At 64.9% G+C, this 15,904-nt stretch carries 15 protein-coding genes and 1 pseudogene; 7 read left to right on the top strand and 9 right to left on the bottom strand.

The window, feature by feature from the left end:
• Positions 1-27: 27 nt before the first annotated feature.
• The 5 genes from EJ073_RS21430 to EJ073_RS21410 all read right to left on the bottom strand — a co-directional run bounded on the left by EJ073_RS21430 (position 28) and on the right by EJ073_RS21410 (position 4,350).
• Positions 28-1,041, bottom strand: coding sequence for an ABC transporter substrate-binding protein (locus EJ073_RS21430; protein WP_126057537.1), 1,014 nt, complete (start codon positions 1,039-1,041; stop codon positions 28-30).
• Between the two features lie 95 nt (positions 1,042-1,136).
• Positions 1,137-2,024 carry an SMP-30/gluconolactonase/LRE family protein gene (locus EJ073_RS21425; protein WP_126057536.1) on the bottom strand — a complete coding sequence of 296 codons (888 nt, stop codon included), beginning with the start codon at positions 2,022-2,024 and terminating at the stop codon, positions 1,137-1,139.
• Positions 2,024-2,218 (bottom strand): 4-oxalocrotonate tautomerase family protein, encoded by a 195-nt coding sequence (locus EJ073_RS21420; protein ID WP_126057535.1) that lies wholly within the window; start codon positions 2,216-2,218, stop codon positions 2,024-2,026. Before EJ073_RS21420 ends, EJ073_RS21425 begins: the two co-directional genes overlap by 1 nt.
• 129 nt (positions 2,219-2,347) lie before the next feature.
• On the bottom strand, positions 2,348-3,088 hold the full coding sequence (locus EJ073_RS21415; protein ID WP_126057534.1) for a response regulator transcription factor: 741 nt from the start codon (positions 3,086-3,088) through the stop codon (positions 2,348-2,350).
• Entirely contained in the window at positions 3,088-4,350 is a 1,263-nt protein-coding gene (locus EJ073_RS21410; protein ID WP_126057533.1) for a histidine kinase, read from the bottom strand. Before EJ073_RS21410 ends, EJ073_RS21415 begins: the two co-directional genes overlap by 1 nt.
• A 210-nt stretch (positions 4,351-4,560) precedes the next feature.
• Between EJ073_RS21410 and EJ073_RS21405 the strand changes: the two genes are divergently transcribed.
• The 5 genes from EJ073_RS21405 (at position 4,561) to EJ073_RS21385 (ending at position 10,706) form a co-directional block, all read left to right on the top strand.
• Entirely contained in the window at positions 4,561-6,972 is a 2,412-nt protein-coding gene (locus EJ073_RS21405; protein ID WP_126057532.1) for a glucan 1,4-alpha-glucosidase, read from the top strand.
• 33 nt (positions 6,973-7,005) lie between these two features.
• Entirely contained in the window at positions 7,006-8,013 is a 1,008-nt protein-coding gene (gene gnd / locus EJ073_RS21400; RefSeq protein ID WP_126057531.1) for a phosphogluconate dehydrogenase (NAD(+)-dependent, decarboxylating), read from the top strand.
• Positions 8,014-8,030: 17 nt separating this feature from the next.
• Positions 8,031-9,407: a glucose-6-phosphate dehydrogenase gene (gene zwf / locus EJ073_RS21395; RefSeq protein ID WP_126057530.1), complete on the top strand. Its 1,377-nt coding sequence runs from the start codon at positions 8,031-8,033 to the stop codon at positions 9,405-9,407.
• Between the two features lie 18 nt (positions 9,408-9,425).
• Positions 9,426-10,130, top strand: coding sequence for an ROK family protein (locus EJ073_RS21390; protein WP_126057529.1), 705 nt, complete (start codon positions 9,426-9,428; stop codon positions 10,128-10,130).
• 117 nt (positions 10,131-10,247) lie between these two features.
• Positions 10,248-10,706: a MucR family transcriptional regulator gene (locus EJ073_RS21385; RefSeq protein ID WP_126057528.1), complete on the top strand. Its 459-nt coding sequence runs from the start codon at positions 10,248-10,250 to the stop codon at positions 10,704-10,706.
• 143 nt (positions 10,707-10,849) lie between these two features.
• On the opposite strand, the gene EJ073_RS21380 is transcribed toward EJ073_RS21385, so the two are convergent.
• Positions 10,850-11,368: an SRPBCC family protein gene (locus EJ073_RS21380; RefSeq protein WP_126057527.1), complete on the bottom strand. Its 519-nt coding sequence runs from the start codon at positions 11,366-11,368 to the stop codon at positions 10,850-10,852.
• A pseudogene (locus tag EJ073_RS21375) lies at positions 11,346-11,712 on the bottom strand (helix-turn-helix domain-containing protein). Before EJ073_RS21375 ends, EJ073_RS21380 begins: the two are co-directional and overlap by 23 nt.
• Positions 11,713-11,965: 253 nt before the next feature.
• Here EJ073_RS21375 and EJ073_RS21370 point away from each other — a divergent pair.
• Positions 11,966-13,054, top strand: coding sequence for an aminotransferase class I/II-fold pyridoxal phosphate-dependent enzyme (locus tag EJ073_RS21370; RefSeq protein WP_126057526.1), 1,089 nt, complete (start codon positions 11,966-11,968; stop codon positions 13,052-13,054).
• 159 nt (positions 13,055-13,213) lie between these two features.
• Positions 13,214-14,452, top strand: coding sequence for an MFS transporter (locus tag EJ073_RS21365; RefSeq protein ID WP_126057525.1), 1,239 nt, complete (start codon positions 13,214-13,216; stop codon positions 14,450-14,452).
• 40 nt (positions 14,453-14,492) lie between these two features.
• Here the strand turns inward: EJ073_RS21365 and EJ073_RS21360 are convergent, their stop codons facing one another.
• Positions 14,493-15,356: a hypothetical protein gene (locus EJ073_RS21360; RefSeq protein ID WP_126057524.1), complete on the bottom strand. Its 864-nt coding sequence runs from the start codon at positions 15,354-15,356 to the stop codon at positions 14,493-14,495.
• Between the two features lie 193 nt (positions 15,357-15,549).
• Positions 15,550-15,780: a hypothetical protein gene (locus EJ073_RS21355; RefSeq protein ID WP_126057523.1), complete on the bottom strand. Its 231-nt coding sequence runs from the start codon at positions 15,778-15,780 to the stop codon at positions 15,550-15,552.
• Between the last annotated feature and the right edge of the window lie 124 nt (positions 15,781-15,904).

Here is a 15,904-nt window from a genome sequence, read left to right as displayed (position 1 = left end):
GCGATGCCGGCGGCAACAGTTCAGCCATCACTTGATGTTGGCTTTGATGGCCGCGATGGCGTCTTCCTGTGTGTATTCGTGCGTAGCGACGCCACCCTCCTTGATCTTCGGCAGGGCCGCTTCGAAATCGTCCTGGGTGAAGGCGAGATACGGCACCAGAAGGTCGTGCGGAATGTCCGTGCGGCCGTCCAGCACCTGCTGCGCCACCCAGAAGGCTAGCGACGAGACGCCGGGCGCGATCGAGGCCGACCAGGTCTGGTAGCCGTCCTTGTCCTTCTGCTCCTTCCACCACTTCAGCTCGTCCTGGCGGTTGCCCATGATGATGGTCGGGCGCGGCTTGCCGGCGGCTGCGAAGGCTTGCGCCGCGCCGTAGCCGTCGCCGCCCTGGTCGACGATGCCGACCACGTCAGGCAGCGACGGCAGGATGGTCGCCACCGCCTTCTGCGCCGTGGTCTGGTCCCAGTCGCCGGTGACCGAGCCGACGATCTTGAACTCGGGATGCGCGGCCACGCCTTCGAGGATGCCGGCATGGATGGCATCGTCGATCGAGGTGCCGGCGAGACCGCGGATCTCCAGCAGATTGCCGCCCTTGGGCTGGAACTTGGCCATCTGCTCGACTTCCTGCTTGCCCATGTCCTTGAAGTCGACGACGACGCGGTAGGCGCAGGGCTCGGTGACGATGCCGTCGAAGGAGACGACGACGATGCCGGCATCGCAGGCCTGCTTGATGGCGCCGTTGAGCGCATCCGGCGAGGCGGCGTTGATGACGATGGCGTCATAGCCCTGCAGGATCAGGTTCTGCACCTGCGCAGCCTGGGTCGGAACTTCCTTGTCGGCGGTGGTGAAGACGTCGGCGGCCGCGACCACCTTGTCCTCGACCGCCTTCTTGGTGACGATGCCGTAGCTGTCCAGCATCGCCTGGCGCCACGAATTGCCGGCATAGTTGTTGGAGAAGGCGATCTTCTTGCCACTGGTGTCGGCCAGCGCGGTGCCCGAGGCGAGCATCGCCGCCAGAGCGCTCAGGACGAGTAGTTTCTTCATGTCATATCCTCCCAGATGTGTTGACTGCTGCATTCCAGCCGGCTTTTAAGGCCGGCCTCACTTCCAATCCGATTTGAGCCCGGACGATCCCGCGCTCAAAACAGCCTCAGCCCCGGCACGCGGACTCTGAGCCGGTAAAGCGACGTCGACGCGGCGATGTAGAGGCTCCTCAGATCCTCGTCGCCGAAGGTGAAATTGGCACAGTCTTCCGGCGTCGCGATGACGCCGAGAAGCTCGCCGGACGCATCGAACACGTGGATGCCGCCCGGGCCGGTGCAATATAGGTTGCCGCGGCTGTCGATCTTCATACCGTCGGTCGATCCCGGCTCAGTGCCCTCGGTCGCCGCCCAGACCGCGCCGCCATTGAGGTCGCCGTTGGCCTCCACGCCGAACACCCTGATATGCCCGCGCTCGGTGTCGTTGACGAACAGCCGCGATTCGTCGAGCGAGAAGCAGAGCCCGTTGGGCTGCGCGAAATCGTCGGCAAGCAAGGTCAGGGCGCGGTCGCCGTCGATCCGGTAGACGCCCTGAAACGAAAGCTCCTGCTGCCGCGGCACGCCGTAGAATTCCGCCCGGCCGAACCCGGGGTCGGTGAAGTAGATGGCGCCGCCGGTGGCGACGACGACGTCGTTCGGGCTATTCAGCTCCTTGTCGCCGTAATGGGTGGCGAGCACGGTCACGGTTCCGTCCGGCTCGGCGCGGGTAACGCGGCTCGTCGCGTGCTCGCAAGTGACCAGCCGCCCCTGGCGGTCGAGAGTGTTGCCATTGGCCTTATGGCTGGGCTCCCGGAACAACTCGATCTCGCCCGAAGAGCTGCGCCTGTACATACGGCTTTCGGGAATGTCGGAAAACACCAGCCATTTATCGTAAGGATGCCACACCGGCCCTTCGATGAAGGAGTAGCCTGTCGCCAGCCGTTCCATCGCCGCGTTGCCGACAACGTCGCCGAAGCCGGAATGGCGGGCCGGCGCCGAAATCGACATCACTGGTCCTTCGGCTTGCGGACTGCCGCGCCGCCGACGAACCAGTCGCTGCCGGCCACGTCCTCGAACACCACCCAGATCGCGTCCTTGGGCAGTTCGGCGACCTCGCTGATGGCTTCGGTGACGCGGCGCGAGATCTCGTCCTTGCGCTTTTGCGAATGGCCCTCGAGTATCCGAATGTTGACGAACGGCATCGGCGCCTCCCGGGCATTTTCTTGTTGTGGGGAGCGAGCCTAGTCAGCGCCCGGGCCGGGCGATACGGGTCAACGCGCAGCGCCGACTGTGGTTTTGCACAGTCGGTCCCTTCAGGCCGCGGACGTCAATTACTGGTCCTGCAGCGGCGCCGCCTGCGCCAGCCAGGCGTCGAGCCGGTCCTGCTCGCGGCGCAGCGCGTCGATGTTGATCAGGCCGCGCGCCAAGGCGAGGTAGATCGCCCGCGTGCGCGAGTTGAAGACGGAGGCCTCACCGGCGCCGTCCTCCGGCGGCACGATGCCCAGCTTGTCGTAGACGTGCTTGATGCGGCTTTGCGCGCCGCGGATCGACAGGCCCCGGCGGGCCGCGATCGCCCGGTCGGTCAGGCCGAGCGCGATGTCGATCAGACTTTCATATTCGCCATCGGTGATGCCTTCGAAACGATCCTGGACGCGATGCTGGATGCCGCGTATCTCACGATCGATGATGCAGTGGCCTTCGCGGAAGACGCCGCGAAGCGCCGAGCGCATGCCTTCCTCGGTAGCCGATTTCAGTACATAGCCATAGACCGAGCCGGGCGGCACGATGCGCGCCACGCCGCGCACATAGGCCTCGTCGGCGAAGTTCGACCAGAACAGGATGTGCGTGCCGGCGCGCCGGCTCCAGATGGCGCGGGCCACCTCGATGCCCGTTGCCTTGGGCAGTTGCAGGTCGAGCACGACATGCGGCGGCTCGCGCTCGGCCGCCATGTTGATGGCATCCTCGCCGTCGCCGGCCTCGATCACCTCGACGTCGCCAGGCCACAACTGTTCCACCGTCCGGCGCGCGAAAGTGCGATGCAGTCCGTCATTCTCGGCGATCATGACCAGCATCACGCCACCTCCGATACCGGCTCGCTCGCCGCCATGGCCGGCTTGCCGTCAGCTGGCGCGCGGTCGATCTCGATCACCACCCTGGTGCCGCCCTTGCGGCCGGCCGGCTCGAAGCGCAGCCGCGCGCCGACAAGCGCCGCCCGCGTATGCATGTGGCCGATGCCGCCCTGCGCGGCCGGGTCGATCGTGCCGCAGCCATGGCCGTCGTCGGTGACGACGACCTTGAACACGCCGTCGGTCGAGGTCAGCAGCACCTCGATCCGGCCGGGTGCAGCGTGCCGCACCGCATTGTTGATCGCTTCCTGCACGATCCGGTAGAGCGACGTGCGCATCGTCTCCGGCAGGCTGTCGGCGCTGCCGTCGCTGGTGTCGGCGATCCGCACGGCGATCGGCGGCTTCGCCCGCGCGACACTGCGGTTGAGATGCGCCTCGACGGCGTCGCGCAGCCCGAACAGCTCGAGCACGCTCGGCCGCATGTCGTCGACGATGTGGCGCAGTTCCGCCAGGCAACCGGCGATCTCCTGCTCGAGATCGGCGAGTTGGGCCGTCCGCGCCATGCCCCGGCTGCGGAAGGCCGAGACCTGGCGCGCGATGCGGGCAAGATCGGCAAGCGTCTGGTCGTGCAGGTCCATGGCCATGCGGCGGCGCTCGCGCTCCATGCCTTCGGTCAGTTGCGAGGCGCCGACCCTGAGCAGTTCCGCCCGGTTGCGCGCCTCGCTCTCGGCGAGCATGGCGCGGCGCGCCTCCTCGGTCTGGATCAGCGCAAAGATGTAGGGGGCGATGAGATCGGCGCATTGCTGGGCGACGGCCACATCCGTCAGCGTGTAGCAGCCGACCTCGTGGCGGCTGATGTTGAGCGCGCCGATGACGCTGCCGCGCGCCCTGAGCGGCACGATGATGCGGCTGCGCAGCCTGGCTTCGAAGATCGGCTCGTCGAAGGCGCCGGCGAAGTGAAAGCGCTCGTCGACCAGCGCGTTGTCCGACAACAGAAAGGGCGTCTGGCCCCACAGCACGCGCCGGATCGGGCTGCCCTCGACAGGATGCTGCGCCAGATCGCTCCAACTGGTGTGGAAACCGGCTTCGTAGCAGGCATGCATGCGGCCGTCCTGCGACAGCACCGCCAGGTCGATGTGGTCGTGCGGAATGAGCGTGCCGATTTCGATCGCCGTCGCCCGGAACGCCGAGCCCGGATCGATGTGGCCGGCAAGCGCGCGGGAAATGGCGACCAGCCGGTCTATCAACTGGGGAGATACGTCCGACATGTCTCTTCCCTCGCCATCTCCGCAAACCAAGCGGCACGCCAGACGCCTCGTTGGCGAGCGCGGCCTGCAGTCCTCCCTGCCAGCGAAATAGTGAACGCTTGCCGATGCCGCGTCAACGACACCTGCCCTCGCTGCCGGCGATCAACTTCAGGTGCGACGATTGAAAAGCCTTCGGCTCCTGGTCTAGGAACGGCAGCAGGAGGCCAATGCATGGCAGCGACCGTTGCTCAGGGCGCCCCGGGGATACCGGCGCGCTGGACGTCAAGCGCCAAGAGCGGCGTTGGCACTGCGCTTTCTGAGGTCAGCCCCCTCTGGTTCACGCTCAGCCACGGCATCCTCAACGAGATCTACCATCCGCGCCTCGACAGCGCCTGCACGCGCGACATGGAACTGATCGTCACCGGCCCCGGCGGCTATTTCTCCGAAGAGAAGCGCGATGCCGCGCATGAGGTCTCGACGGTCGATGCCGGCGTGCCCGCCTACCGGCTGACCAACACCGCGACCGATGGGGCGTACAGGATCGGTAAAAGGATCATTACGGATCCGAAACGCCCTGTCCTGCTGCAGGAGATCACCTTCTCGGCACTCAAAGGCTCAGCTAGCGATTACCGCGTCTACTCGCTGCTCGCGCCGCATCTCGTCAATGCCGGCATGGGCAACACCGCCTGGGTGGGCGAGCACAGGGGCAGGCCTGTGCTGTTCGCCTCGGGACGCGGCACTTGCCTGGCGCTTGCCTCATCGCTGCCCTGGGGCGCCTGCTCGGCCGGCTATGTCGGCTTTTCCGACGGCTGGCAGCAGCTCCAGCAGGGCGGCGTCCTCGATCCGGTCTGCCGCCGGGCCGAGGACGGCAATGTGGCGCTGACCGGCGAGATCGGTTTTTCCGCCGCTGACGACACAGCGCTGCTGGCACTCGGCTTTGGAGCCTCGCCGGAAGAGGCCGCCGACCTGGCTTTTGCCAGCCTGAAGCAGGGCTACGACGCCTCCGCCAAGGTCTATGTCGAAAACTGGCGCAAATGGCAGGCCGGGCTGCACAAGCTCGACCGGCACGCGACCTCGGGACTGAACACCTACCGCGCCAGCACGGCGGTGCTGGCTTCGCATCTGTCGATCGCCAGGCCGGGGGCCGCCGTCGCCAGCCTGTCGATCCCCTGGGGCTTCAACAAGGGCGACGACGATCTCGGCGGCTACCACCTTATCTGGCCGCGCGATCTGGTCGAGACTGCCGGCGGCTTCCTAGCCGCCGGCGACGGCAAGCAGGCGCTACAGATCCTGACCCGTCTGCGCACGATCCAGCAGCCGGACGGCCACTGGCCGCAAAATGCCTGGTCCGACGGCACCGCCTATTGGCCGGGCATCCAGATGGACGAATGCGCCTTTCCGCTGCTGCTTGCCGACGCCTTGCGCCGCGCCGGCCACCTGCCACGCGCGAAACTCGCCGGCTTCCTGCCGATGATCGAAAGTGCCGCGTCCTATGTCGTGCGCAACGGGCCGGTCACCGGCGAGGACCGCTGGGAAGAGGATGCCGGCTACAACCCCTTCACGCTGGCCGTCGAGATCGCCGCCCTGCTGGCGGCCGCCGACATGCTCGACATCGTGGGAAAAACAGAGCCGGCAAACTATCTGCGCGAGACCGCCGATTGCTGGAACGACCAGATCGAGCGCTGGACCTATGCCACCGGCACGCCATTATCCGCAGAAATGGGCGTCAACGGCTACTATGTCCGCATCGCCCCGCCGGATACGTCGGATGCCGCCTCCCCCAAGGACGGCTATGTGCCGATCAAGAACCGGCCCCCGGTCGACTCCGACAGGTTGGCCGAGGCTATCATCAGCCCCGATTCGCTGGCGCTGGTGCGCTTTGGTCTCAGGGCGGCGGATGATCCGCGCATTCTAGACACTTTGAAGGCCATCGACGCCCGGCTGCGCTGCGACCTGCCGCAAGGGCCGCTCTGGTATCGCTACACCGGCGACGGCTATGGCGAGCACGAGGACGGCGCGCCCTTCGACGGCACTGGCCAGGGCCGCCCATGGCCGCTGCTGGCGGGCGAGCGTGCCCATTACGAGCTCGCGGCGGGCCGCAGAGACAGGGCGGAAAGCCTGCTCGCGACGCTCGAGGCGTCCGCCGGGATCGGCGGCCTGCTGCCGGAGCAGGTCTGGGACGGCCCCGACATGCCGCAGCGCGAGTTGCGCCGCGGCGCCCCTTCGGGCAGCGCCATGCCGCTGGTCTGGGCGCATGCCGAGCACATCAAGCTCTTGCGTTCGCTTCGCGACGGCGCCGTCTTCGACCTGCCGCCGCAAGGCGTCGAGCGCTACATCAAGGCAAAGACCACCTCGCCGCGCAGGATATGGCGCTTCAACAACAAGATCCGTTCCATCCCCACCGGCAAGATGCTGCGCGTCGAGCTTGCAGCGCGCGGCGTTGTCCATTGGAGCAGCGACAAATGGCTGACGGTGCGCGACGACAAGACGATCGAAAACGCGTTCGGTGTCCATCTGGTGGATTTGTCCGTTGACCGACTTCCGCCGGGGAGCACGATCGTCTTCACTTTTTTCTGGCCCGACACCAGCCGTTGGGAGAATGTCGACTTCACCGTCTGTATCGAAGGGTCGGATAGCCGCTAGATTTCTTCTTCCTCAAACGACTGGGACAAATCCATGCAGATCGGAATGATGGGACTGGGCAGGATGGGCGCCAACATGGTGCGCCGCTTGATGCGCGACGGCCATGAATGCGTCGTCTATGACATCAACCCGGCAAGCGTCGCCGCTTTGGTCAAGGACGGCGCCGTCGGCACCGCCTCGATGGAAGAATTCGTCGGCAAGCTCGCCAAGCCGCGCAGCGCCTGGCTGATGCTGCCGGCGGCGATCACCGGCAGGATCGCCGACCAGGTGGCGGCATTGATGGAGCCCGGCGACATCATCATCGATGGCGGCAATTCCTACTATCACGACGCCGTTGACCAAGCCGCCGAGCTGGCGGCCAAGGGCATCAACTATGTCGATGTCGGCACCAGCGGCGGCGTCTGGGGCCTGGAGCGCGGCTACTGCCTGATGATCGGCGGTCCGGACGAGGCGGTGCGCCATCTCGATCCGATCTTCGCCACGCTAGCGCCCGGCGCCGACGCCGGGAGCACGCCGGCCAAGGACGCCGGCACCGCGCCCTACGGCTACCTGCATTGCGGGCCGAGCGGCGCCGGCCATTTCGTCAAGATGGTCCACAACGGCATCGAATACGGCGTCATGGCCGCCTACGCCGAAGGCATCAACATCCTGAAGTCGGCCAATGCCGGCAAGCGGGCGCGCACCGCCGACGCCGAGACCAGCCCGCTGGAGAACCCGCAATACTACCAGTTCGACATCGACCTGCCGCAGGTCGCCGAGGTCTGGCGGCACGGCAGCGTCATCGGTTCCTGGCTGCTCGATCTCACCGCCGGCGCGCTGAAGAACGATCCGGCGCTGACGCAGTTCGGCGGGCGCGTTTCGGATTCCGGCGAGGGCCGCTGGACGCTCAAGGCGGCGATCGACACCGGCGTGCCGGCGCCGGTGCTGTCCTCGGCGCTTTTCGACCGTTTCTCCTCGCAAGGCGAATCCGAATTCGCCGACAAGCTGCTCTCCGCCATGCGCTACGCCTTCGGCGGCCATGTCGAGAAGCCAAAGACCTGAGAGCGGGGAAGACATCGATGAGTCAGGAACGGTCCGACACGCTGGTGCTCTTCGGGGCGACCGGCGACCTTGCCCACAAGAAGATATTTCCGGCCCTCTACCAGATGGTCGCCAAGGGGACGCTCACCGAGCCGGTGATCGGTGTCGCCTTCGACCCCTGGGACATCGGCAAACTGCAGGCGCGCGCCCACGACGGCATCGTCAATGCGCTGGGCGGTATAGACGAGACGGTGTTCGCCAAGCTCGCCTCGCTGCTGCGCTATGTCAGCGGCGACTACCGCGACGCCGCGACGTTCGAGAAGCTGAAGACGGCGCTCGGCTCCGCCCAGCGCCCGCTGCACTACATGGCGGTGCCGCCGACCATGTTCGAAACCGTGGTCCAGGGGCTGGAGCAGTCCGGCACCGCGCGTGGCGCGCGGCTGATGGTGGAAAAGCCATTCGGTCACGACCTGCAGTCGGCGCGCTGGCTGAACCGGGTGCTGCACCTGGTGTTCGACGAGCAGTCGATCTTCCGCATCGACCACTATCTCGGCAAGGAAGCGATCCAGAACCTGCTCTATTTCCGCTTCGCCAATGCCTTCCTCGAGCCGATCTGGAACCGCAACTTCGTCGAAAGCGTGCAGATCACCATGGCCGAGGATTTCGGCATCGACGGTCGCGGCAAATTCTATGACGATGTCGGCTGCATCCGCGACGTCATCGAGAACCACCTGCTCAACATCCTGTTGCTGCTCGCCATGGAGCCGCCTGTCGGCCGCTCGGCCGACGACCTGATCGACGAGAAGGTCCAGGTGCTCCGCGCCATCCGCACGCTGACGAAGGACGATGTCGTGCGCGGCCAGTTCGACGGCTATCTGGCGGAGCCGGGTGTGCGCCCGAACTCCCCGGTCGAAACCTTCGCCGCCGTCCGCTTCTTCGTCGACACTTGGCGCTGGCAGGACGTGCCCTTCTTCATCCGCGCCGGCAAGAACATGCCGGTGCATGCCACCGAGGTGATCGTGCGGCTGAAACGGCCGCCGCTCGACGTCTTCGACCCGATCAAGCCGGACGACGCCAACTATGTCCGCTTCCGCATCGACCCGCAGGTGGCGATCTCGATCGGCGCCCAGCGTAAGGTGGCCGGCGACGACATGGTCGGCGAACAGGTGGAACTGACGGCGCTCGATGACAGCAAGGGCGACATGCCGCCCTATGAGCGCCTGATCGGCGACGCCATGAACGGCAACGGCCAGCTGTTCACCCGCCAGGATGCGGCCGAGCTTGCCTGGCGCATCGTCGGCCCTGTGCTTGGCGACACGACGGCGCCGCACATCTACGCGCCGAAGAGCTGGGGACCGGCCGATGCCCTGAACGACTTCGGTCCGCCGAACGGCTGGATCAACCCATCGAAATAGGGGCTGGGAGGCAACGACATGGCCAAGGCGGCAAAGCCGGCGGCGGCGGATGCGGAACAGATCGTGCTGACGATCGACATCGGCGGCTCGCATGTCAAGATCCTGACCAGCGCCGGCGGCGAGATGCGCCGCGCCGAGTCCGGGCCTGGCCTGACGCCGCAGCAGATGATCACCTCGGTGAACACGCTGGCCGAAGGCCTGCCCTATGACCTGATTTCGATGGGCTACCCCGGTCCGGTCGCCCACAACCGGCCTTTCGCCGACCCCGCCAATCTCGGCAAGGGTTGGGCGGGCTACGACTTCGCCGCCGCCTTCGGCAAGCCGGTGAAGGTTATCAACGACGCGCTGATGCAGGCCATCGGCAGCTATGAGGGCGGCCGCATGCTGTTCCTCGGCCTCGGCACCGGCCTCGGCGCCGCGATGATCGTCGACAATGTCGCCCAGCCGATGGAACTCGCCCATCTTCCCTACAGGAAGGGCGGCAGCTTCGAGGACTATGTCGGCGAGCGCGGGCTGGAGAAACGCGGCAAGAGGAAATGGCGCAAATCCGTCTTCGATGTCGTCGACAGGCTTCGCGCCGCCCTGCAGCCGGACTACGTGGTCATCGGCGGCGGCAATGTCGACAAGCTTGATGAAATGCCCGCCGATTCCAGGCGCGGCGACAATACGCGCGCTTTCGAGGGCGGTTTTCGACTGTGGCGCGACAAGGCGCTGATCGTCTGATAGTATTATAGCTCAGTATAGTTGTTCAAAATAACGTGTTTCGTGGCGCGAAGTCATTGCGTTATCCAGATTTGCCGACTAGGAGTCGCGCCATCCCCCTACCGACGGAGACATAAATTGGCCGACGACAGCAACGACGCTCGCAAGGAAATCGACCTGCTCGAGCTTACCGCCCACATCGTTTCCGCCTATGTCGAGAAGAACCGTCTGCCTGCCTCCGGCCTCAGCGACCTCATCGCCAGCGTCAGCGCCTCGATCAGCAGCCTCGGCCAGCCGCCGGCCCCGGTCGCCGCGCCGCTCGTCCCCGCGGTCAACCCCAGGCGCTCGGTGACGCCGGACTACATCATCTGCCTCGAGGACGGCAAGAAATTCAAATCGCTGAAGCGCCACCTCGGCGTCCATTTCGGGCTGACGCCGGAAGCCTATCGCACCAAGTGGGGCCTGCCGGCCGACTACCCGATGGTCGCCCCCAACTATGCCGCCTCGCGCTCCGAGCTGGCGAAGTCGATCGGCCTCGGCCGCAAGGCCGCCGAGCCGGTCAAGGCCAGGGGCAGGAAGGCCAGGGTTTCGGCCTAGAGCGGTTCACCGTTTCACGGAAACGTCGAACCGCTCTATCCTTGTTTTGACGCTATTCCAGGAAAAACCGTTTCACACCTTTCCTGGAATTGCTCTACGGCACGTTGAGACTCCCCTCGAGGCCGGTGACCGCGAGAGCGACTTCATGACCGTCCCACACCCGCGCCCAGCGTGACGAGAAGCTCGTCCAGCTGCTCGAACTGCTCGGGCATACCGCCCTCCATCCCGGCGATGGCCTCGTCGAGAGCTTCCTTCGAGGGATAGAGTTCGTGCAGCACCAGAAGCGTCTTGTCACCTCTTTCCTCGAACGTCACCGTGGTCACGGCACCGTCATCACTTTCCTCATTGGTCCAGACGAGGCGCGAGTTCGGTATCACGTCGATGTACTTGCCGACGAATGCCATTGACTCTAAGGCATCGTGGCCAAATTCGACCCGGTATCTGCCTCCGACACGAACATCCATCTCGCAGGAAAGCAGAGGCACGCCTGCCGACTTCGGCGCCCACCACCGCTTGAACAGCTCGGGTTTGGTCCACGCCTCGTAGACGATGCGGACCGGGCCGTCGAAAATACGCGTAACGACCAGCTCACACTCGGACTTCCGTTCGACCGTCGTGCGGCTCGTCATAGGGCTGCGCTCACTCTCTTTTCTTACGTCCATCAATCTTCTCCTTCCGTTTTCAGTTCCTCGACAACCTTGTCCAACTCGTCGAAGCGTGCGTCCCAGAGCTGGCGGTACCTCTCGATCCATGCCGCCTCTTCCTCCATCCGGCGCAGGCCGAGCTTGCAGGTCCGAACGCGCCCGACTTTCTTCGTGATGACGAGCCCCGCCTGCTCCAGGACGACGACATGCTTCTTCATACCCGTGAGGGTCATGTGGAACTTTTCGGCAAGCTCCGTGATCGAAGCTTCTGCACTTCCGAGTTGCTCCAGCACGCCGCGCCGGGTCGCGTCGGAGAGCGCGGCGAACGAGGCATCAAGGCGGACTGTCGTATACTGAACCATTTGGTTCAGTATTAGCGCATGGATCGACGGCTTGCAAGGGGAGGTCGAGCGCGCTGTGTTGCCGACCGCTTCCCCCTCAACCGAACGCTCGCCGCTGCCTTCATTAGTTCACGGTGAATTTCGACGACGCCCGGGACAGGCTCGTGCCTGAGCCAATAGTTTCAACGACTGGAACAGAAGCCTGCCGGCGAATCCGCCTTGGCAGGCTTCATGCTTTTGTGGCTTGGATAGTCCAAGCAGTCTGGGGGGAGCCATGATGGTGATCGAGAGGGAGGCGCCGGAGGAATACGGCTACGACCGTATTCGCTATAACCTTTCCGAAAGCTCGATTGCCGACCAGAAACTCTCCGACATCGGTCTCACGCTGCCCGATCTCACCCTGTTCTACGGCGAACATCGCGGCGATAAGGAGTTGCGCGCGCTGGTCGCCGCGCAGGACGAGAGCCTTTCGCCCGATGACGTGCTGGTCACCGCGGGTGCCGCCGGCGCGTTGTTCATCATCGCCACATCGCTGCTTTCGGCCAGCGACCATCTGGTGGTCATCAGGCCCAACTACGCCACCAACATTGAGACCCCCCGGGCGATCGGCTGCCCTATCTCCTATGTCGACCTCGACTTCGACGACGGCTTCGCCGTCGATGTCGATCGTCTCGCCGCGGCGATGCGGCCGAACACCCGCCTGATCAGCGTCACCTGCCCGCACAATCCGACCGGCACGATGATGAGTCGTGCCGATCTCGACGCGCTCGTGGCGCTCGCCGAGAGCCGGCAATGCCATCTCCTGGTCGACGAGACCTATCGCGACCTTTCCTACGGCCGGCGCCTGCCGGCGGCCGCATCGCTCAGCCAACGCGCGATCAGCGTCTCGTCGCTCTCCAAGGCCTTCGGCATTCCGGGCATCCGCATCGGCTGGCTGGTCACTCGCGACGCCGCGCTCCAGGAAAGGTTCCTCGCCGCCAAGGAGCAGATCGGCATCTGCGGCAGCGTCATCGACGAAGGCATAGCGCGCGGCATGCTCGAGCGTCGCGATGCGTTCCTCGCAATACTTCTGCCCGAGATGGCCAAGCGGCGCGACATCGTGCAGGCATGGATCGACCACGAGCCGCTGGTCGACTGGGTGCGGCCGCAAGGCGGCGTTGTCGGCTTCCCAAGGCTCAACGTCGATCCCGAATTCGACCTCGATCGCTTCTACACAAGGCTGCTGGAAGACCACGGCACCTATGTCGGCCCCGGCCATTGGTTCGAAATGCCGAAGCGCTTCTTCCGCGTCGGGTTCTGTTGGCCGAAGGAGGCCGACTTGCGCGGTGGGCTGGAGGCCATTTCCGCCGCGCTCAGGGACTGACTTTCCGGTCCGCCTTGCCGCCAGCCGGAAATTTCTTGATCCAGCGCGATTCTGCCACACATCCCGCCGCGAACTTTGCTAGAAGGTCATCTGGCCGGACCAGCGCCCATCGTGGAAGTTGCCCCGCCGGCCTTTTTTCGCAACGGGGCCTTTCTCTCCATGGCACTTGAACAGACTTCGCCGGACCAGCGCTATGCCGCTTTCCGGCACAGACCCTTCCTCAGCTACTGGGTGGCGCGCTTCCTCACCACTTTCGCCACCATGATCGTCTCCGTCGCGGTCGGCTGGCAGGTCTATGATCTGACCCGCGATCCCTTCGACCTCGGCATCGTCGGCATCGTCCAGTTTCTGCCCTCGCTGCTTTTGGTGTTGGTCACCGGCGTCGTCGCCGACCGCTTCGGCCGCCGCCTGATCATGACCTTGTCGTCGCTGATCGAAGCGGGCTGTGCGGTTGCGCTCTTGCTGCTTACGTTGCGCGGCCTCGCCGGCCCGCTGCCCATCTTTGTGGTGCTTGCGATGTTCGGCATAGCGCGCGCCTTCTATGGACCGGCTTCATCCTCGCTGTTCGCCAATCTGGTGCCGCCGGAGGACTTCGCCAACGCGATCGCCTGGAATTCTTCTGCCTGGCAGACAGCAACCATTGTCGGCCCGGTCGCCGGCGGCCTGCTCTACGGGCTTTCGGCGGAGACGGCCTACATCACCGCCGCCGTCCTGATGCTGGTTGCAGCCCTCCTCGTCTTCACCATTCCGAAGCCCGCCCAGCAGACCGCCACCGACAAGCCGACGATGGAAACGCTGTTCGCCGGCTTCCGCTATATCTGGAGCGAGAAGATCGTGCTCGGCGCCATCTCGCTCGATCTGTTTGCCGTGCTCCTGTCGGGCGCCTCGGCGCTGCTGCCGGTCTATGCGCGCGACATTCTCGAACTCGGTCCCTGGGGCCTCGGCCTGCTGCGCTCGGCACCGGGCATCGGCGCCATCTGCGTCGCCGTCTGGCTGGCCGGCCACCCGATCCGCGACCATGCCGGCAAGATCATGCTGGGCTTTGTCGGTCTGTTCGGCGCTGTCACCGTTCTGTTCGGCGTTTCAACCATCACCTGGCTGTCGATCTTGGCCCTCGCCTTGCTCGGCGCCACCGACATGTTCAGCGTCTATATCCGCGAGACACTGATCCAGCTGTGGACGCCGGATGACGTGCGCGGCCGCGTCAATGCGGTGAACCAGGTCTTCGTCGGCGCCTCCAACGAAGTCGGCGAGTTCCGCGCCGGCACCATGGCGGCGCTGATCGGCACCGTGCCCGCCGTGGTGATCGGCGGCATCGGCGCGGTGGCCGTCGCTGGGCTGTGGGCTTGGCTGTTTCCGGCGCTGCGCCGGGTGCGGCATTTGAACAGCCGGAATTGAGCGCCGAATCTATACCGCTGGATCGTCGCACTTCGGCAGGTCAGGGTCGGCGGCTTGTCTCGCTGCCCCAGTTCGGGTTTTGCAGATCTCCGTGCAGGCAATAGTCGAAAGCATAGCACGTGTCGGTAGCGGGCCGGGTTTCCCAGAATGAACAGGCGAGATTCGCGGTCCGCACGACGCGCTCTCGCGCTTGCTCAGCGCCCATGCCGAGGATCAGGGAACCGTCCTTGCGCTCGCGCAGCCACTTCTCGATGTCATATCCTAGGTCTTGCGCGTTCTTGAAGCTCAGGCCCATCGTGAGATTGGTTTCCAGTGCGGCGGTGGTCGCATCAGGCCAAAGCGGCGCAAGCGCAAGTTCCGATCTTGTCATCTCGCCATCTCGCAGGACAGCGCAATCCACCCCTATGGCGACGCGTTGCGCCGCCCGCCATCTGGCCATGTCGCTGCGTCCGGTCGGACCGTATATGCAGAGCGTGTCGAGGAAGTCCCGATGGGGGCGGTCCCGATCGAATGCCAGATCACGAAATTCCAGCGCCGCAATCGCTTCGACAAGCGAAACTCCCCTTCGCGCAGCTTCGGTCGCGTCCTGCCAAGCGGCGACAGCATAGTCGCTGCTTATGATATTGCGCTGGTAGAAGTCGGGAAGGCCCTCATCGAGTTTGGCCAGCGGCGTCTCAAGGGCGTCCAAGGCCTCACGCCGGGCGTCATTGCGAACACCATCGAAAACGAATTCAGTCCACGTTACGAAGACTGCCCGGATTGAATGTAGGCGGATGGGAAGGTCTATTTCGCGCCCCAATCCCCAGGGCCCATCGCCAATGCGTGCAATTCCAGGGAAGGCGCGCATGGCCGCTCGCAATGCGACCAGGCGCTCGCTCGCATCGTCGGAGATGTCGGCGAGCATGGCGCGAGGCGAAACATCGTCCGCAAGTCGCTCGCTCCAGAATCTGAGCCGTTCAGATGGGTGCATTGGGTCTCGGGATCGGCTTGCCGGCAAGGGGAAGATAATCTTACAGCATAGTACCTAAGATTGCCTGCACGCGACGTCAGGATGGCGAACCGCCGGACCGGCAGGGAACTCCCAACGGCGCGCTCTGCTAATCCGAAAAGCTCACGCCAACGCCGCGCTGCCGAAAATAGGCCTGCATCAACTTGCGGCCAGAGCGGTTGTTCTGTGCCAGCCTGGCCGGATCGAACACCGCCTGCTTTTTCCCCTCTCGCGTCAACGCTGCCTTGAGTGTCGCGATATGTGCATCGATGTCGGCATTATCCGCTTGGAGTGAGGCGTAGATGTTCTCGGTCGCCTCGGCCACGGTGAGTTCGTTCACAGCTGTCGTCCTTTGATTGATTTGGGCGGGCGCTTAGCACAGATTCGCGGCGCCGCCGAGAGCGACGAGACTGCAGCTTGGGCGCCAAGCTTGCGCCGACAACGGCTGAATAAGCCGTCAGCAG

This window comes from Mesorhizobium sp. M4B.F.Ca.ET.058.02.1.1 (assembly GCF_003952505.1).
Classification (GTDB): domain Bacteria; phylum Pseudomonadota; class Alphaproteobacteria; order Rhizobiales; family Rhizobiaceae; genus Mesorhizobium.
Note: the sequence above shows the minus strand (reverse complement) of the source record. Positions and strands in the feature narration are given on the sequence as shown.